Below are 18,610 nucleotides of genomic sequence, written 5' to 3' on the forward strand. Positions count from 1 at the left end.
GCGAGCGCGCGGCCGGGCTCAGCCCTGGACTTCCGCCCTGAATGCAATCTCGATCAGCTGCTCGGGGAAGGCCAAGGCAGACACGCCGATCAGATTGCTGGCAACCTGCGGCACCGCCTGCTTGTAGACCAGCGGCCGCACCTTCGAACTGGCTGCGAAGGCAGACGGAACGTCGAGCACGAACAGCGTTTCTTCCACCACGTCCGCCAGGGTCGCGCCCAGTTCGGCCAGCAGCACCTCGGCATTCTCGTAGGTGCGCTTCATCTGCGCTTCCATGGTCGAGAAGTCCGCGGGCTTGCCGTCCGCGCCCAGCGCTGCCGGAGCGACGAGCTCGCCCTGCGGGGTGTGCGAAAGCTGGCCGGAGACGTAGATGGTGTTGTTCAAGCGTACGGCCTGCACGTAGCCATACGACTTTTCCCAAGGAACCCCGAAGCTGGCGGTCTTTCGATTCAAGCTGCTCATGATGTCGCCCTCTGAGTGGAAGCCGAATTCTGAACGGCCCCACCGCCGGCAGCACCCCCCATCCGAGGGAGCCTCGCACTCCTCCGACGAGGCATCGCGGCATGCGCCGGGCCAGGGCGGCGATGCGCGCCCGCCTCAACTCCTCACCTGGCGGAGAGGGTGTCAAAGGATTCGACACGGGGGACACAAGCCACGGAACGAGACCGGGTATCCCTGTGAGTCGCCAACTCTTTCCAAGAACTTGAAGCTGGCTCGCCGGGTGCATTGGGCCTGGCGACTCGCTCGTAGGACTGGGAACTTCGCGGCATGCGCGAGCGGGCGGAGAAGATCAGGGCGCGCCTGGACAGCCGGAGCGAAGTCGGGAAGGGCACCGAGGTGGCCCTCTCGCTCTCCGCCGACCGGGCCTACGCCCCGCGTGTCGGGGACAGATGGCGGCGCTGGATTCGTCGAGCCTCACGCCTGGGCTGACAGGCTGACCGTTGGCCTCTCGGGTCTCCAGGTCGGCGACAGCGGCTTCGCACCGAACTCCAGGCCGCTGAGGGGTGGAGGTTCCATCCACCCCCTGATGACAACTGACACCACCCCCCGAAGAAGCGGTGAGCGCCCCTGGCACGGGCATCAAACCGACCTGTTTACGGGGGGATCCATGGGGGACGACCTTCCTCCATCGGTCTGTGAAGGCTTGCCAGGTGATGACTGGAGTCACCAGGGGACCAGGCCTCGGACTCGCCCGGATTCGGCCCTGGTCGATGGTACCGGGATGCCGAGGTTCAAGAACATCCGGCACTTGGGATTTTCTGGGAGCGCCCCTCGACCCTGGCATGCCTCCTGCTGATGACAGGACTCGCGCAATCTGACTCGAGAAGGTGGACCCATGCAGGCTGGATTCAAGTCCCCGAACTTCTCCCTGCCTGCAAACAACCCCTTGACCAGGAGCCCGACGTATCCCCGGTGGGGGGAGACCACGATGGAATTCGACTGCGACTGGCTCATCATCGGCTCGGCGCATAAGAGGAAGCACTGTCGAGCGGAGAGTCAACGCCGAACGCGATTACATGGCAGCCGACCTGAAAGGATTGTAAAACCTCGGGAATATTGTCGACCTCCGCCATGAGGCCTCTGGGAGCGGACAAGGCGATGAGCGAGCGGCTGCGAGAGCTGAGCCACTCGCCGGACGCTGACGAGCCGCAACGTGCTCGGATGAGGCCAGGCGCAGCCTGCACTCCGCGGCACTGCCCTCCGACCCACTTGCCAAGGGGAAAGCAACTGTGTAGCAGAGTAACAAAAGTAGCTGTGTAGCAGAGAAAACAGATGTTTCTATATATGGGGAATCACGGCTGTCTCAATCATGCCCGTGGATGGGCAGGAGGTGCGGAATGCAAAGTAGTGCGTCGTGGTGGATGAATAGACTATTGGGAACCTGGCTCGGTTTCTTGTTGGTGGCTGGCTGCGGACAGTCCACCGGTGCACCAAATGAGGAGGGGACCCAGGGCTCCCCCCTGCGGGAGATACAGGCTCGCGCCCGTATCGATGCAGGCAGAGGTTACTCGCTGGCGTTGCGCCCCGATGGCACTGTTTGGGCAGCAGGCAGCAACTCCTACGGCCAGCTAGGCGATGGCACGTTTACCAGCAGCGCCACCCCCGTGCAGGTGGCCGGGCTGAACGGGGTGGTGGCCGTGGCCACAGGCTACTACCACTCGCTGGCGGTGCGCTCCGACGGCACCGTGTGGGCCTGGGGCTGGAACGCCTACGGCCAGTTGGCGGATGGCACGACAACCGGCCGCTTCACGCCCGTGCAGGTGGCCGGGCTGAACGGGGTGGTGGCCGTGGCCGCAGGCTTCGCCCACTCGCTGGCGGTGCGCTCCGACGGCACCGTGTGGGCCTGGGGCAACAACAGCCAAGGCCAGCTAGGCGATGGCGCGACGGCCAACCGCACCGCGCCCGTGCAAGTGGCCGGGCTGAGCGGAGTGGTGGCCGTGGCCGCAGGCTACTACCACTCGCTGGCGGTGCGCTCCGACGGCACCGTGTGGGCATGGGGCTACAATTCCTCCGGCCAATTGGGGGATGGCACGACGGCCCGCCGCACCACACCCGTGCAGGTGGCCGGACTGAGTGGAGTGGTGGCGGTGGCCGCGGGCGATTCCCACCACTCGCTGGCGGTGCGCTCCGACGGCACCGTGTGGGCCTGGGGCAGCAACGGCCAGGGCCAGCTAGGCGATGGCACGACGTCCAACCGCACCGTGCCCGTGCAGGTGTCCGGGCTGAACGAGGTGGTGGCCGTGGCCGCGGGCACGTCCCACTCGCTGGCGGTGCGCTCCGACGGCACCGCGTGGGCCTGGGGCGACAACTCCTCCGGCCAGCTAGGCGATGGCACGACGTCCAACCGCACCACACCCGTGCAGGTGTCCGGGCTGAACGAGGTGGTGGCCGTGGCCGCGGGCACCTCCCACTCGCTGGCGGTGAGCTCCGACGGCACCGCGTGGGCCTGGGGCGACAACTCCTCCGGCCAGCTAGGCGATGGCACGACGTCCAACCGCACCGTGCCCGTGCAGGTGCCCGGGCTGAACTAGGTGGTGGCCGTGGCCGCGGGCGCCTCCCACTCGCTGGCGGTGCGCTCCGACGGCACCGTGTGGGCCTGGGGCAACAACGACCAGGGCCAGATTGGTGATGGTAGACGCCCCCTGTACTCAACGACTGCCATTCGCTCTTTGTTGTATTAGTGTAATGCCGCACCAAGCTCCCGGACACGGATACTGTCGACCCAAGTCAGGATGGCTGCTGAGGCGTCGGCGCGCTTTCTTGAGCGCCTACTCCGATGTGGACAGAAACCATGTCCGGGGCTTGGGCCCACCCCTTTCAAGGTCGATGGCAGGTGTTTCTTCCAGAAGGTCAACCAGGGAAGGAATGGCGAGCCAAGGCGAGCTGGTGCTCTATCAGGACATAGCCATTCAATGGAGCGCCCATCACCTCTGCGCATAAGAGGAATGGGGGCAATGTCGAGGGCAGCGGGGGCGCAGAGAGGGGCAATCCCAGGTGCTCCAAAATCGCTCCCACCCCTCCCCTTCCTTCAGGTACACCAAGACTCGCCGCCTGCCTCCACATCTCACGCAGGCGAACACGTCGCAGTCGAACGTCTTCCTCGCAGGGGGCTGCTGCTCATGCCTATGTCTGGACCGGGCGGAATAAGCCAGAAAACCCGCAGGATCGCGGCCTTTACAAATCCACACGAACCACGCATACGCCGCTAACGGAGACGCGCGATGTTCCGCCCGTGCTTGGGTTCCAGGGACAAAGGAACACGTTGGCCGGAATACGCAGGAGGCCTTCGTTGGCCGGTCGGTCAGGGAGCTCCTGGCTCTGTAGATGGAGCGCTTCGACGCCACGGTGTGAGCCGGTCGCCTCAAACGCGTAGCTCCTGTCCTGGGGCTCCAGTCCTGGTAGAAGACGGGAGTGCCACGAGAGCAGAGATGGGTAGGCCGTGCGATGATAGGCCCGCGCTGGCTCGCGTACCAGGGGACCGTTGGCCCCACTCAGGAGCATTCGCACCATGCGTTTCAGATTGTTCGCGTCACCGAGGGGCTGCTCCCGCTCGTGGATGCACGTGGGTGCCGCGCAGAGGGGCAGGTGGCCATCATTCCTCCGGACACCCCACATCGCATCGAGCGAGGGACCACGCGTGCGTTGCTCATCTTCGTGGACCCGGACGACCGGGTAGGCCGCAGTTTGCGGCAGCTCGCGGTGGGCGAAGCTTCAGCAGCGTGGGTTCAGGCGGGGACGCCGCTGCTTCGCGTACCGCTCCCAGCCGAGTGGGTGCGCGCGGATGACTGGACGCGACTTGTGGAAGATATGCTGGTGCAGCTGGTGGGCGAGGCAATTTTCCCCGGTCCGGTACACCCAGCGATAAAGCGCCTCGTCGCACTCCTCCCGAGCCGCATCGAGGCGGGGGACGTGAGCCAGAGAGCGCTCGCGCAGGAGCTAGGATTGTCCGCCGGGCGCTTGGGACATCTCTTCTCCACCAGCGTTGGCATCCCGTTGCGTCCCTACATCCTCTGGCTTCGCCTTCGTCGGGCCACGGAAGCCATCCAAGGCGGCGCAACCCTCACTCATGCAGCTCACGTCGCGGGCTTTACGGATAGCTCGCACCTCAGCAATACGTTCCATCGCATGTTCGGGCTTGCCCCCTCGGAGGTTGCGCGGGGCATCGAGTGGGTCGGCGAGCAGCCGCTCGCGCCAACAAAGTAGCCAGTTCTTCCAAGTCAGCGGCGGTGCGGCGATGCCACCCTCCTCCCATGCTGACAACTCCCCTTGAACCCCCTCCAACGCGCCTGGCGCGCCAGGCACTGCGCGTGGGCTACCCGCTTTTCATGCTCCTCGGTGTCAACGGAGCAGCCCTGGTCCTTGCCCGCGGCGGCGCCTCGAAGCTGTGGCTTGGCGGTCTCATCTTGGTAGCCATCGGAGCATCATTCCTCGCGGAGCGCGCCATCCCCTACGAGCCAGACTGGAATCGTCCCCATGGGGACGTCGGGCGAGACCTCGTTCACTTCTTCGTCAACGAAGTCTCCAATGTCCTGTCCATTCTCGCGCTGCCCCTTCTTTCAGGCTGGGTGACCATGCGCGACGCGTGGCCACATGAATGGCCGTTCGTTCTCCAGGTACTCCTCGCGGTGCTGGCGTTCGACTTCGGCGTCACCTTGACGCACTGGCTGAGCCATCGCGTGCCCGCGCTCTGGCGACTCCACGCCGTGCATCACTCCGTGAAGCGCTTCTACGGCTTCAACGGGTTGATGAAGCATCCCCTCCACCAGGCGTTGGAGATGACGGTGGGCGTGGCGCCACTCCTACTCATGGGGATTCCCTTGAGCGTCGCGTCAGCGCTCGCCGCACTCTCGTGCGTGCAGCTCCTCATGCAGCACTCGAACGCGGATTATGCGGTGGGACCGCTGAAGTACCTGCTGGCCCTCAATGCAGGGCACCGATTCCACCACCTCAAGTGGGGGGGCGTCGGTGACGTCAACTTCGGTCTATTCACCAACCTCTGGGACTACCTGCTGGGCACGTGGTCCTATACGCCCGAGAAGCGGTTCTCTTCGGACGATCTCGGCATCGCCAAGGAGCCGGCCTTCCCGGTGGGCTACTGGGCACAGCTACTCAAGCCCTTTCGAGGCAGCAAGGAAGCCTGACAGCGGAGCTCGGTTGAGCCGCTCCGTCGGACGAGAGCCGGAGAGGGTGTCAAAGGATTCGACACGGGGGACACAAGCCTCAGGGGATGGGAGAACTTTTGTTACACTCCCACTCCCATGAGCGACCTGTCACGCACCACGGTCATCCACAGTGGAGCCGGGCAGTCCCGGTGGGAGCTTGCCAGCCGTCCCATCCTCCCCAGCCTGCGCCCTTACGTGCGAGGCTGGGGGGGCTACAGCGAGGTCACGCCGGGGGGCAGCCTCAGCCGAGAGCTCCCCGCTCCCCGGGTGGTGGTCATCTTCGAGTTCGGTCCGCCCATCCAGGTCTTCGAGAGAGGAAGCGAGGTCCAGTCCTCCCGCTACACCGGCGGCTTCGTCGCGGGCCTTCATGAGCAATTCGCCCTGACCCAGCACGACGGCTTCCAGGCGGGCCTCCAGCTCGACCTCACGCCCATCGGCGCACGGCTCTTCTTCGGCCTTCCGATGTCCGAGCTGACCGAGCAGGTCTTCTCCCTCGCGGATCTGCTCCCCCGCGAGCACCGATGCATCAGCGAGCGCCTGGCATCGCTCTCCTCGTGGGATGCCCGCTTCGACCTGGTCGAGCAGTTCCTCCAGGCGCGGCTCGCCACGCCCGCCACGAGCACCGCGCTCATGGCATGGGCCTCCCGGCAAATCGAGGCTTCTGGAGGCGCCATGGACATCCGCCAGCTCGCCCGGGAGCTCGGCTACAGCTCCAAGCATCTCATCACGCTCTTTCGCAACCATGTGGGCGTGACCCCGAAGCTCTACGCCAGCCTCGTCCGCTTCGACCGCCTGGTGCAGCACCTCAAGTCCAGCAGGGCCGGCCGCTGGGCCGACCTCGCGCTCGATCTCGGCTATTCCGACCAGGCCCATCTGGCCCGGGAGGTCCGGCGCTTCTCGGGGACGACCCTCACGGAGCTGAGAGCCGTGGGGGCCGAGGCGCCGAGCCTGCCCCTGGACAGGTAAATTTCCTTCAATCCAGCAGGGGGCCGCGCTCCGTATGGTTCGGGCCATGTCCAATCATCATCGTCCCGTCCTTCCGCCCTCCCGGCAGCTCTCGCAACACATCATCAGCCTGTGGGTGCCACAGGCCATCCACGCTGCCTCCGAACTGGGAATCGCCGACGCTCTCGCGGCAGGGCCTGCCACGAGCCACGAGGTCTCCGGGAAGCTCGGCACCCATCCGGAGGCGACCCTGCGCCTCATGAAGGCGCTCGTTGCCCTGGGGCTGCTGAGCCTGAGCGAGGGCCGCTTCTCTCTCACGGAGCTCGGCCAGTGCCTCGCGTCCGATACACCCACTTCGGTCCGGTCGTGGTCGAGGCTCATGGGAGGCGCCTGGGTCTGGCGCACGTGGGGCCAGCTCACCACCTGCGTGCGCACCGGCCATGCCGCCGGGGTCGGTGAAGCGGCGCGCGCCTCCGACACCGAGCTCTTCGATGCCATGGCGAAGGATGGCGAGACCGCGGCCATCTTCAACCAGGCCATGGCCGAGCTCACGCGGGACGCTGCCCCCGGCATCGTGGACGCCATCGACTGGGGCGGTGTCGAGCGCGTCGTGGACGTCGGCGGGGGCAGCGGGGAGCTGCTGTGCGCGGTCCTCGAGGCGCATCCGCATCTGCGAGGTGACGTCTTCGACCTGGAGCATGCCCGCGCCGGGGCGCTCGCTCTGTTGGCGAAGCGCGGGCTCACCGGGCGCGCGTCCTTCACCGTGGGGAACCTGTTCGACACGCGTCCCCCCTCGGCCGGGGTGCTCCTGCTGAAGAGCGTGATTCACACCTGGGATGACGCGCGCAGCCTGCAAATCCTCACGAGGTGCCGTGAGGCCATGGGGCCGCGAGACCGCCTCGTCCTGGTCGAGCCGCCGGCTCCGGCTCCGGACGCTTCCCTCCCCGGGACGCTCGCCTGGATGATGGCCTTCAGCGATCTCAACATGCTGGTGAACACGGGAGGCAAGGAGCGCACGGAGGCCGAGTACCGCGCGCTGCTCGAGCAGGCGGGCCTTCGCGTCATCGGAGTGCGCCCGACGTCCGATGGCATCTTCAGTGTCTTCGAGGCCGTAAACATGAGCCGCCAGGGCGGCGGCGCGCCGCGCGAGGAGCCGAACATGAATGCCGGATCAGGACCCCACTCCATCGACACGACGTACGTCCACCTGGGCGATGGAGGCACCGCGACGCCCATCGAGGTCACCGAGTCCTTCTGGTCCGACCTGAGCCAGGGAAGACATCCCGAGCTCGAGCGGGGACGACTCATCTCTCACTTCTCGTTCGACGAGGACTGGAGCACCTGGGAGATGCACCCCCACGGGGACGAAATCGTGCTGCTGCTCTCCGGTGCGGTGGACTTCGTGCTGGAGCAGGGCCCGCGCGAGAAGGTCGTGAGGCTCCGGACGCCGGGCTCGTTCGTCCTCGTGCCGAGAGGAGTCTGGCACACCGCGAAGGCGCTCGAACGGAGCTCCATCCTGGCCATCACCGCGGGGGAAGGCACCCAGCACAGGCCCGTGACGCGGTGACCTCCCCAGGCCGCGTGGTGTTGCGGCCCGAGCCGCAACACCCACAGGCCCAAGCCCCCCTGCTACCCCGGAAAGACAGTCATGAACTCACAACATCCCTATTCAAGCCTCATTCGCTACAAACAGTGGGCGGATCGCGGTCTCTACGAAGTGATTGCCCAGGACTTCGGTCGGCTGGACGCCCAGGACGCGACGCTCCTCCTGCGCATTCTCGATCATATATACGTCGTCGATCGGGTCTTCCAGCATCATCTGATGGGGCTGCCGCACGCGTTCCGCGCGCCGCGCTCGGAACAACCGCCCGATGTCCGGAAGCTCGCCGAAGGCACGAGGGACGTGGACGACTGGTACGTTTCCTATGTCGGCAATCTGTCGGCATCCGACTTCGATCAACCGGTGGATTTCGTCTTCACCAACGGAACGCCGGGGCGCATGACGCGCGGCGAGATCATCCTGCATGTCTGCCTGCATGGAACCTATCACCGAGGGAACGCAGGCATCTTTCTCCAGAAGAACGGCGTCGCGCCCAACCATGACCGAATGACGGACTTCCTCGAAGCGGCGGCCTGACCCGCCCGTCCCTTCCATGTCATCTACCCACCCAATCGACATCAGAATACCAGGCTGAAGGTGTTCATCGATTGGGTGATACAGACCTTCGGAGAGCGCTCGTAGAGCAGCGCTGGGCCAGCGCCGCTCTACGAGGCGAAACTCACGGAACAATGGCCGTAACGCGGATTTCGACGCGCATCGTCGGATCTCCGAGAGCGGCAACGCCTAGAGACGTCCAAATGTGCGCATGGTTGGGCATGTGCTGGCGGAACAGCCTGACCATCATCTCGTTGACCCCTGGAGGAAATCCTCCAACGTGATATAGGAGGAATTGGGGAACGGTATTGGCTGGCGCCGTCGCAGCCATGCTCGCCCCTCGCAAGGCGCTGTTGGTGCCCATCGCGCTCGTCCTCCTGAGCCTGGTGGTCACCGGGTTCGAGCTCCCTCAGCGGGGACGGAGGCGGGCCCACAGAAGGAGAGCCTCTGCCTGGCCGCGACGGCGTGCGTCACTCCCACAGCGCCTGCTGCGCTGGCCCCCCTGGCAGGTCCCCTGGCAGGTGCCTGGGGTGGCAGCAGCAAAGGGCAGCTTTCAGTCCGTGCCTGTCGTTCGCATGCAGGTGCGTGTTGGCGTGCAGGGAGAATCCCTCCAGGAACGCAGGGCGAGCAGGCGCCCACGCGCTTCGTCTGGGCGGAGCGTGCGATTCAGTGCTAGGCCTTGCCACCATGTCCGGCGACTCACCCGTCCCCATCCCCGGCGACTTGCCCATCCTGCACTTCCCCCCCGAGCTCCCCATCTCGAGCCGGGTGGAGGACATCACCGCGGCCATCGCCGCCCATCAGGTCGTCATCGTCGCGGGGGCCACCGGCTCGGGGAAGACGACGCAGCTGCCGAAAGTCCTGCTCGCCATGGGGCGCGGCCGCCCGCGCCAGATTGGCGTCACCCAGCCCCGGCGTATCGCCGCGACGAGCGTGGCGGCGCGCGTGGCACGCGAGCTCGGCACGGAGCTGGGCACGGACGTCGGCTACCAGATTCGTTTCGAGGACCGCTCGTCCCGGCGGACGGCCGTGAAGTTCATGACCGACGGCGTCCTGCTCGCGCAGATTCACGGCGACCCGCTCCTGAGACGCTACGACACGATCGTGCTCGACGAGGCCCACGAGCGCAGCCTCACCATCGACTTCCTGCTCGGGTGGCTCAAGCGCATCCTCCCCAGGCGCCCCGACCTCAAGGTGGTGGTGAGCTCGGCCACTATCGAGACCGAGCGCTTCTCGCGGTTCTTCGGGGGAGCTCCGGTCATCCAGGTGGAGGGCCGTACCTTCCCGGTGGACGTGCTCTACGAGCCTCCCCCCGAGGACGCCGAGCTCGCCGACTCCGTCGCCGATGCGGTGGCCGACGTGCTCTCGCTCGACCCGGACGGGGACGTCCTCGTGTTCCTCCCCGGCGAGCGGGAAATCCGCGAGACCGAGAATGCCCTGAACGCGCGCGAGCTCCGCGGCACGGTGGTGCAGCCCCTGTACGCGCGCCTGTCGGCCGCCGAGCAGTCGCGCGTCTTCGCCACCATCCCCGAGCGCCGGGTCATCCTCGCCACCAACGTCGCGGAGACGTCGGTCACCCTCCCGGGAATCGTGTACGTCGTGGACACGGGGGTGGCGCGCCTGTCGCGCTACGACCCGCGCTCGGGCACCACCCGCCTGCACATCGAGCCGGTCTCCCAGGCCAGCGCCGACCAGCGCAAAGGGCGCTGCGGCCGCGTGCGCGAGGGGATCTGCGTGCGCCTCTACGACGAGGCGGACTTCACCACGCGGCCCGCCTTCACCGACCCGGAAATCAAGCGCACCGGGCTCGCGGGGGTCATCCTGCGGATGAAGTCCCTCGGCCTCGGTGACGTCGAGGACTTCCCCTTCCTCGACCCGCCCCAGCCGAAGGCCATCGCCGAGGGCTGGCGGGTGCTCGAGGAACTCGGGGCCATCGAGGGCAAGGAGCGCACCCTGACGCCGCTCGGGCACCAGCTCGCGCGCTTCCCGGTGGACCCGCGCATCGCGCGGATGATTCTCGCCGGCGCCGAGTACGGGTGCCTGGACGAGGTGCTCATCGTCGCCGCGGCGCTCAACCTGCAGGACCCGCGCGAGCGGCCACGGGAGCTCGCGCAGAAGGCGGACGAGCTGCACCGGCGCTTCCGAGACGAGCACTCGGACTTCACGGGCCTGCTCAAGCTGTGGGCGTTCGTGCGCGAGGCCGAGGGCCGGGGGACGTCCCACCTGCGGCGCGTGTGCCGGGACAACTTCCTGTCCTTCCTGCGGGTACGCGAGTGGCGGGACGTCCAGCGCCAGCTCGAGGAGACCGTCCGCGAGCTGCGCCTGCCGCGCAAGGGCCAGGGCGCCCCAACGCGCGGGGACGCCCTGCACCAGGCGCTGCTCACCGGGCTCCTGTCCCGCATCGGCCAGTGGAATCCGGAGCAGCGCCACTACACGGGCGCGAAGCAGACGCGCTTCGTGGTGCACCCCTCGTCGGCGCTCGCGAAGAAGCCCCCTGCCTGGGTGATGGCGTTCGAGCTCGTGGAGACGTCCCAGCTGTTCGCGCGCACCGTGGCGAAGCTCGACCCGGAGTGGCTCGCGGCGGCGGCCCCCCACCTGCTCAAGCGCAGCCACTCCGAACCGCACTGGTCGGAGAAGTCCGCGCGCGCCGTGGTGAAGGAGAGCGCGACCCTCTTCGGGCTGCAGGTCTACAAGGAGCGCCCCGTGGCCCTGGCCAGCATGGACAGCGAGCGGGCACGGCTGATGTTCCTCGAGCATGCCCTGGTGCGCGGCGAGTACCGCACGCGGGGGGCGTTCCAGGAGAAGAACCGCCAGGTGCTCGAGCGCGTGGCACGCCTGCGGGACAAGGCCCGGCGCAGCGAGCTGCTCGACAGCGAGGCGCTGCTGACGTTCTTCGACCAGCGCGTCCCGGCGAACGTGACGGACGGGGCGAGCTTCGAGGCCTGGCGCCGCAAGGCCGAGGCGGCCGACCCCGACGTGCTCGTCCTCTCGATGGAGGATGCCCTCGCGCACGACCCGGGCCTGTCCCCGGCGCACTACCCGGACGCCATCACCCTGCACGGCGCGTCCGTGCCGGTGACGTACACCTTCGACCCCGCGGCCGAGGACGACGGCATCACCCTGAGCGTGCCGCTGCTGCTGCTCGCCCAGCTGGTCCCGGGAGAGCTCGACTGGACCATCCCCGGGTGGCAGCGGGAGAAGCTCACCGCCCTGCTCGAGCAGGTCCCCCGCGCCCAGCGCAAGCAGCTGGGGCCGGTACCGGACCTGGTCGACCGTCTCGAGAAGGAGCTGGTGCCCTTCCGCGGGCCGATGATTCCAGCGCTCGCGCGTGCGGTGTCCCGGCTGTGCGGCGTGGACCTGCCCGAGGAGTCCTTCCGGGCGGACGCCGTGGCGCCGTACCTGCGCATCACGCTCCGGGTGCTCGACGAGCGGGGAAAGGAGCTCGCGCGGAGCCGCGACGTCGACGCGCTGCTCGAGCAACACGGGGGACGTGCCCGGGCGGCGCTGCGCAGCGCGGCACCGGCCTCGGACTGGGAGCGCAAGGGGCTGACGGCCTGGACCTTCGGAGAGCTGCCCCCCGTGGTCACCCGGCGGGTCGGTGGGCTCGAGGTCCGCAGCTACCCCGCGCTCGTCGACCGGGGTGCTGCCGTGGACCTGGTGCTGCTCGAGACCGCCGCCGCCGCCGACGCGGCCACGCGCACGGGGGTCCGCCGGCTCCTGATGCTCGCCGCGCGCGGACACGTGGCCGTCAGCGCCGCGCGCATGCCGCCGCCCTTCCCGTCCCTGGACGGCGCGCCGCCCGCGCGGGGCCAGGCCGACGCCTTCCGGGCGCTCGTCCTCGCACGCAGCGTCGACGATGCGTTCAAGCTCGCACCGGGCGCGCCGCTGCCCCGCACGAAGGCGGCCTTCGAGGCGCTCGTCCATGAGGGCTCACCGCGCATCGAGCGTGTGGCCCGGGACTGGGCGAACGCCGTCGCTGTCACCTCCTCGGAGCTCGCCGCGACGCTCGCTGCACTCAAGGCAGCATCAAAGGGGCCGAGCGGCGCGGCGGCCGTGCGGGACATCCGCTCGCAGCTCGGGCACCTGTTCCCCGCGAACCTCATCGAGTGGATTCCCTTCCCGCGCCTGCTGGACTACCCGCGCTACCTCCGCGCGGCCCAGGCCCGGCTGGCGCGTGCGGTGGCGAACCCCGGCAAGGACGCAGGGAAGGCCGCGCCCTTCACCCCCCTGTGGGAGACCTTCCTCGCCAGGCGCGCCACCGTGCGGGACCAGGAGGCGGCGCGGGAGCTGCGGTGGGCCTTCGAGGAGCTCCGCGTGGCCATCTTCGCCCCGGAGGTGACGACGCCCGTGTCGGTGACGGTGGCGAAGCTCGGCGCTGCCCTCGCGGCGCTGCGCTAGCAGCGAGCGGCTGCGCGGCCGAGACGAGCGCCTCGGCATCTGAGGGCACATGCGGAAACGAGGGCAAAGCAAAAGCCCAGCAACCCGGTGAGATTGCTGGGCTTCTGAGTGTGGAGGCGGCGGGAATCGAACCCGCGCCGGGCGGTGCGAAACTCCCAGCAGAATCGCGCCCTTACCTCGCAACCGCCCGGAATGCTTGGGAGTCGCTATCCCGCCGCGTCCCCTGCTGTCCCGTCCTGTTCCAGGCCATTCCGCAGGCTCCTGCGACATACGTGCAACATGGCGGGGCCTGCGTATGAGTTCGCCGAACCCCGTCTGGCGCTGAGTGGAGTTTTCTTGCCCGCAGGGACGGGGGACAGCGAACAGTTACGCCTCACGGGGAGCGCCGCTACGGACTGACGCTCGCTTCACGGGTCGGGCTGCCTGTCAGGCGACAGGAAGATTGACCCCCTTGACGATGCTCCACCTCACCTGCGTCACGCAGTCAGCCCACCGCCCCACGACGAGGACGCTGTTCATGGGCACGTAGCGAATTGCGAACGCGAGCCTGACCAGGATAGCACCGCAGGCGAGAGGCACACCCTCGACGTGCCCACCAGTCCCGCTTGGAACTGCTTAAAGCAGTCTGCTCTGCGACCAAGCGGGCATCGGCACCATAGCTCGTTTGCGACGTTACCGATAATCATGTCAGGGACAAATGACAGAGATCGGCGATCAAAAGACCCTAGATGAGGCCATCGAGTGGATAACGAAAGCCCAGCAACTGGGACTCTACAACGCGAACGTCGCGAGACTGGCACGCGTCGCCGCCGATGCCATTCGCAGCGTGCTCTCCGATGAGGAACTGAAGACCCTTCGGTACGTACGCGAGCAGTTGGCGAACCAGATGTTCGTTCGGATGGTTAACAAAGCGGGCAGTATCAGTGGGGACACCGCGAGAACCTACATCAGCAGAGTCCAACGATTGCTCCGCGATTTCGAAGGGTGGACTGCCGATCCTCGCGGATACCGGCCGAAACTGACGATTCGAACTGGCGGTGACTCGCGAGGCCAAGCGCCACGGCGACGGAAAGGAATGGAACAGCGGGCAACAGTCTCACCAGAAGCGAGTGACGACTCGCTGATGGCGGAACACGCACTGCCCTTGCAATCTGGCAGGGCCTATCTCCGGCTCCCCGCGCGACTCACGCTGGAGGACGTCAGGCTGCTGATGGTGATTATCCACTCCCACTGCCCCGATGCCTCTAGGGACGGAATGGTGTCCGTGCCGGTGAACGACGAGCAGGTACGGTAAAGACCCGTCAGTCCGTCGCTAGACCATCCCGGGCTGTGTGGCTTGCCGCGCCTGTGTCCGTCCTGAGCGTGCAGCTGGCTCCCACTGCCGAGTTCCTTACCGGAGTTGCTGCGGCTGATGGCATCAGCTCTCTAACGGCAGCGAGGACGGCCCTGCTCATTCCCCTAACCAGTCCCGAGCCCCAGCAGCCGCACCGCTGGAGCCTCCTGGCGCGGTCCAGGTGCGCGCCTCACCGTTTCACCGGCCGGGGCCCACGGGGCAGTGCAACCTAGCGCCCTAAGCCCCCGGACATGAATGTTGTACACCTCCGGGCGTGAGGCTCATGCTGCGCTACTTCTCCGGGGGAGAAGGAGGTAGACAGAATTGATGTCCGGGCGCTTAGAGCCTGCACCGCCCCCGAGCATGGGCTGCCCGCTGCGTTCGCGCTCGCCCTGGCCCGAGTTGCGGCTGCGGCAACCCTGACCCCCTTCCGTTCCCCCGGCGCGCTCGTTCGTAGCTGTCAGGGCACCCCGCGATACTCCGAGCTGCCCCGCCAGGACCCTCCAGGTCCTAGCTCGAGTGGAGGACCCCATGCGTTTCCGAGCCTGCCTTGTACTTCTGCTCTTGGCCTCAGCCTGCGCGAGCGCGCCCGCCCCGCAGTCGATGCCACGGCCCCATGCCTTCACGTCGACTCCCACCTCGGGCCCGCGCATCCGGCTCGTTTCCTCGCCGATGGAGCCGACACCGGCTCGGTCGTGGATTGGAAAGGCGGACCTGGACAAGGCCAGGGCCTTGCTATCTCGGGCACGCCAAGACATCGAGCCGCGTCAGTGGAAACAGTTAGATCGCAAGCTCACCGCAGCCGAACGGGCCTTCGAGCGCTTCTCGCGCGCCGCGAAAGCGAGCGGGCACGCCGCCGAGGTGGTGAGGGGGGCGGAGGGCGTCGCGCAGGCGGGACGCGCCAGGACGTTGGCTGAATTCCTCCCCCGGGTGGGCCCGTTGCTCGTGGGCCTCGTCCTGCTCTACCCCTCCAGCACCGCCGGGCCGGACATCGACCGTCGCCCAGAGTGGGTCGACGCTCAGCGGGAGTACGAGGCGCGACTGCTGGACGTAGCGGAGGAGTCACGGCGGCTCATGGAGGAATTTGAGCGTCAGGAAGCAGAGGAGGTCGTGCCTGACTTTGATTCGGATCCGGTTGCGGCGGTCAAGGTTCCCACCTCTTGGCGGACTGAGACCAATCCGGCGACGGGCAAGCCCTACACCAGTGTGGAGGAGTATGACCGGATTCCGCGTTACCCGAACCAGACCTGCAAGAACAGCCTGCTCGACAAGCTTGAAGCGGAGAAGGATCAGCTCACCAACGAAATCCCTCGCTCCGATCCGAAGGTGCCCAACACGAAGAACAAAAAGAAGCTGGACAAGGTGCCGTGCTCCAGGATCCGGCTGCGTCTTGACGCCGTGAAGAGAGTTCTGGAGAAGCGGTGGGAGATTCAGAAAAAATGCTTTGGAGGCAAGCCCGATCCGGGCCACAACACAGCGATGACGTAAGCGCTCGGTGGACCACACCTTCCGCGTGAGGGAGGAGCCGTTCAGCGTCGCGTTCCAGGAGGTGTAGACATGGGACGCAACACGGAAAGAGTGGACGCAACGCTGGCGAGGGCGGCGGCAAGCAACTACTGGACGGAGGCCGAAGCGCAGGCGGTGCTGGAGGCCTACGAGGCGAGCGGGCTGTCGGTGGCGGAGTTCGCCCGCCGCCATGGGCTTACGCCACAGCGGCTGAGGTGGTGGAAGAAGCGGCGGGCCGGGGAGGCGGGCCCGGCGCTCTCGTTCGTCCCGGTGCACGTCACGGCGCCGCCCTCGCCAGAAGCACGTGGGGCACCGGGCACAGCCAGCATGGAGGTGCTACTGGCCAGGGGCCGGCGCATCCGAGTGGAGCCGGGCTTCGACGCGCACGCGCTGGCGCGGCTGGTGAGGGCGCTGGAGGAAGCATGCTGACACTACCCTCCTCGGTGCGCATCCACCTGGCGAGCCAGCCGGTGGACATGCGCAAGTCCTTCGACGGGCTGTCCTTGCTGGCACGACAGGTCCTGCGAGAGGACCCGCTGAGTGGACACCTCTTCGTCTTCTTCAACCGCACGCGCGACATGGTGAAGGTGTTGTGGTGGCACTCCGGTGGCTTCTGCCTCTTCTCCAAGCGCCTGGAGAAGGGCAGCTTCCGCCTGCCGCGCCCGCTACCGGAGGACACGGGCGCCGTCATCCTGGAAGCGGTGGAGCTCACCCTGCTGCTGGAGGGGATTGATTTGAAGGCCAGTGTCCGCCGGCCTCGCTGGCAGCCCCCACCTGAGAAGTCGGTTGCTTGAGAATACCTCTTGCGTCCTGGGTCCGGGTCATGGCTCATGTCCCGGGACATGAGCGGCGCGGCTCCCGGCAAGAAGACGACGGACGTACACGGCGTGGCGGCGCTGCTGCGCACGCTGCTGGCCGAGGGCCAGGACGAGCAGGTGATTGAGCTGGTGGTGGGCCTGCTCTCGCAATTGGTGGAGAAGAACACCGAGTTGGAGTTGCGGCTGCGCAAGGCGCTGCGCCAGCGGTTTGGCCGCCAAAGCGAGAAGCTCTCCGCCGAGCAACTGTCGCTGTTCCTGGAGCAACTGGGCCAGCAGAACGCCGGGGCCCAAGAGGCGGCGCCGCCCAGGCCGGGGACGCAGGCGTCGCGGCGGGCTCCACGCCGCCCTCCAAGCCACCCCACAAGGAATCGCGAAAGAAGGAGCGCAAGGGGCACGGGCGCCGCCCGCTGCCCTCCAGCCTGCCGCGCGAGCAGCGCGTCCACCAGCCCCGCCCGAGGCGCTGCGGTGCGAGGCATGCGGGCGGGACAAGACGTGCTGTGGCCAGGAGAAGAGTGAGACATTGGAGTGGGTGCCTGGCCACTTCAAGGTGATTGAGGAGGTACGGCCCAAGTACGCCTGCCGGCCGTGTGGTGACGGGCTGGTGGTGGCGCCTCCCGCCGACAGGGTGATTGAGGGGGGATTGCCCGGACCGGGCCTGGTGGCCCACGTCCTCGTCTCCAAATTCAAGGACCACCTGCCGCTGCACCGGCTGAGCGGCATCTACGCGCGCCATGGCGTGCAGCTGCGTACCTCGACGCTCTCGGACTGGGTGGCCGCGGGCGCCGACACCCTCCAGCCGCTGGCCCGGGAGGTGGCCCAACGGGCGCTGGCCTCGCACGTGCTGCAGAGCGACGATACGCACCTGAAGGTGCTCGACAGAGAGCACCCCAACGGACTCAAGCGCGGGCACATGTGGGTGTACTTGGGGGACACCACCTGGGCGGCCTTCGTCTACACGCCGGACTGGAAGGAAGAAGGGCCCCTGTCCTTCCTGGACAAGCGTGAGGGCTGGCTGCTGGTGGACGGGTACAAGGGCTACGACAAGCTGTTTACCCGCCAGGGCGCCACCGCGGTGGAGGTGGGGTGCTGGAGCCATGCCCGTCGCTACTTCGTCGAGGCCTTGGACGCCGGTGACACACGAGCGGCGCTGCCGCTCTCTCTCATCGGCCGGCTCTTCGAGGTGGAGCGCGAAGCCGACGAGCAGCAGGTGGAGGAGACCGAGCGGCTGCGCAGGCGTGACACGCTCTCACGCGCTGTCACGGAGCAACTGGGGCGCTGGATGGCCGAAGTCTACAACCGGGAGCCGCCGAAGAGTCCGCTGGCACGGGCGTGCCGCTACGCCATCAACCAGTGGAAGTCGCTGACGCGCTTCATGGAGGACGCGCGCCTGCCGCTGCACAACAACGCCTCGGAGCTGCGGCTGCGGGAGATTGCCGTCGGCAGGAAGAACTACCTTTTCGCCGGCAGCGACGCGGGAGCCGAGCGCGCCGCGTGCGTGTACACGCTGGTGGCCACGTGCGTGCTGGCCGGGGTGGAGCCGTGGGCGTACCTGGCTGACGTGCTGGAGAAGCTCGCCCAGGGCTGGCCGCAGCGCCGTCTCGAGGAACTGCTGCCGCCCATGTGGAAGGCCGCGCGCGCGGCTGCCTCGCAGACGCCCTCCACCTCTTCTGCCGCGACCTGAGCACCGCCCATCCCCGTCGGCAGACCGGCGGGCGGCGCACCCGTTATCACATCTGCGCCGCCCCCCTGCACCGCTCTGCCGAGTGGATACGCGATGACCCAACTCGAAGAT

At 67.4% G+C, this 18,610-nt stretch carries 14 protein-coding genes and 1 pseudogene; 14 read left to right on the top strand and 1 reads right to left on the bottom strand.

The window, feature by feature from the left end:
- Positions 1-18: 18 nt before the first annotated feature.
- Positions 19-462 carry a RidA family protein gene (locus F0U60_RS34930; protein ID WP_395806390.1) on the bottom strand — a complete coding sequence of 148 codons (444 nt, stop codon included), beginning with the start codon at positions 460-462 and terminating at the stop codon, positions 19-21.
- A gap of 306 nt (positions 463-768) precedes the next feature.
- Between F0U60_RS34930 and F0U60_RS34935 the strand changes: the two genes are divergently transcribed.
- The 14 genes and pseudogenes from F0U60_RS34935 (at position 769) to tnpC (ending at position 18,499) form a co-directional block, all read left to right on the top strand.
- On the top strand, positions 769-930 hold the full coding sequence (locus F0U60_RS34935; RefSeq protein ID WP_395806391.1) for a hypothetical protein: 162 nt from the start codon (positions 769-771) through the stop codon (positions 928-930).
- Between the two features lie 908 nt (positions 931-1,838).
- Positions 1,839-3,182: pseudogene (locus tag F0U60_RS34940) on the top strand (RCC1 domain-containing protein).
- 763 nt (positions 3,183-3,945) lie between these two features.
- The gene (locus F0U60_RS34945; protein WP_395806392.1) at positions 3,946-4,704 is read left to right on the top strand and encodes a helix-turn-helix domain-containing protein; all 759 of its coding nucleotides are present in this window, start codon (positions 3,946-3,948) and stop codon (positions 4,702-4,704) included.
- 47 nt (positions 4,705-4,751) lie between these two features.
- The gene (locus tag F0U60_RS34950) at positions 4,752-5,642 is read left to right on the top strand and encodes a sterol desaturase family protein (protein ID WP_395806393.1); all 891 of its coding nucleotides are present in this window, start codon (positions 4,752-4,754) and stop codon (positions 5,640-5,642) included.
- Between the two features lie 117 nt (positions 5,643-5,759).
- Positions 5,760-6,629 carry a helix-turn-helix domain-containing protein gene (locus F0U60_RS34955; protein WP_395806394.1) on the top strand — a complete coding sequence of 290 codons (870 nt, stop codon included), beginning with the start codon at positions 5,760-5,762 and terminating at the stop codon, positions 6,627-6,629.
- 46 nt (positions 6,630-6,675) lie between these two features.
- Positions 6,676-8,175 (top strand): methyltransferase, encoded by a 1,500-nt coding sequence (locus tag F0U60_RS34960; protein ID WP_395806395.1) that lies wholly within the window; start codon positions 6,676-6,678, stop codon positions 8,173-8,175.
- A gap of 81 nt (positions 8,176-8,256) precedes the next feature.
- On the top strand, positions 8,257-8,745 hold the full coding sequence (locus F0U60_RS34965; protein WP_395806396.1) for a DinB family protein: 489 nt from the start codon (positions 8,257-8,259) through the stop codon (positions 8,743-8,745).
- A gap of 705 nt (positions 8,746-9,450) precedes the next feature.
- On the top strand, positions 9,451-13,161 hold the full coding sequence (hrpA, locus tag F0U60_RS34970) for an ATP-dependent RNA helicase HrpA (RefSeq protein ID WP_395806397.1): 3,711 nt from the start codon (positions 9,451-9,453) through the stop codon (positions 13,159-13,161).
- Positions 13,162-13,858: 697 nt separating this feature from the next.
- Positions 13,859-14,455 (top strand): hypothetical protein, encoded by a 597-nt coding sequence (locus F0U60_RS34975; protein ID WP_395806398.1) that lies wholly within the window; start codon positions 13,859-13,861, stop codon positions 14,453-14,455.
- A 642-nt stretch (positions 14,456-15,097) separates the two neighbouring features.
- Positions 15,098-15,982, top strand: coding sequence for a hypothetical protein (locus tag F0U60_RS34980; RefSeq protein WP_395806399.1), 885 nt, complete (start codon positions 15,098-15,100; stop codon positions 15,980-15,982).
- A 69-nt stretch (positions 15,983-16,051) separates the two neighbouring features.
- On the top strand, positions 16,052-16,429 hold the full coding sequence (gene tnpA, locus F0U60_RS34985) for an IS66 family insertion sequence element accessory protein TnpA (RefSeq protein WP_395804338.1): 378 nt from the start codon (positions 16,052-16,054) through the stop codon (positions 16,427-16,429).
- Positions 16,423-16,794, top strand: coding sequence for an IS66 family insertion sequence element accessory protein TnpB (gene tnpB / locus F0U60_RS34990; protein WP_395804316.1), 372 nt, complete (start codon positions 16,423-16,425; stop codon positions 16,792-16,794). Before tnpA ends, tnpB begins: the two co-directional genes overlap by 7 nt.
- A gap of 36 nt (positions 16,795-16,830) precedes the next feature.
- Positions 16,831-17,334 carry a transposase gene (locus tag F0U60_RS34995; RefSeq protein ID WP_395806400.1) on the top strand — a complete coding sequence of 168 codons (504 nt, stop codon included), beginning with the start codon at positions 16,831-16,833 and terminating at the stop codon, positions 17,332-17,334.
- A complete protein-coding gene (tnpC, locus tag F0U60_RS35000) occupies positions 17,279-18,499 on the top strand; it encodes an IS66 family transposase (protein WP_395825209.1) in 1,221 nt (406 codons plus the stop codon). The genes F0U60_RS34995 and tnpC overlap by 56 nt, the downstream gene beginning before the upstream one ends.
- Positions 18,500-18,610: the final 111 nt, after the last annotated feature.

The sequence above is a fragment of the Archangium minus genome, from assembly GCF_044360475.1.
Taxonomy (GTDB): domain Bacteria; phylum Myxococcota; class Myxococcia; order Myxococcales; family Myxococcaceae; genus Archangium; species Archangium minus.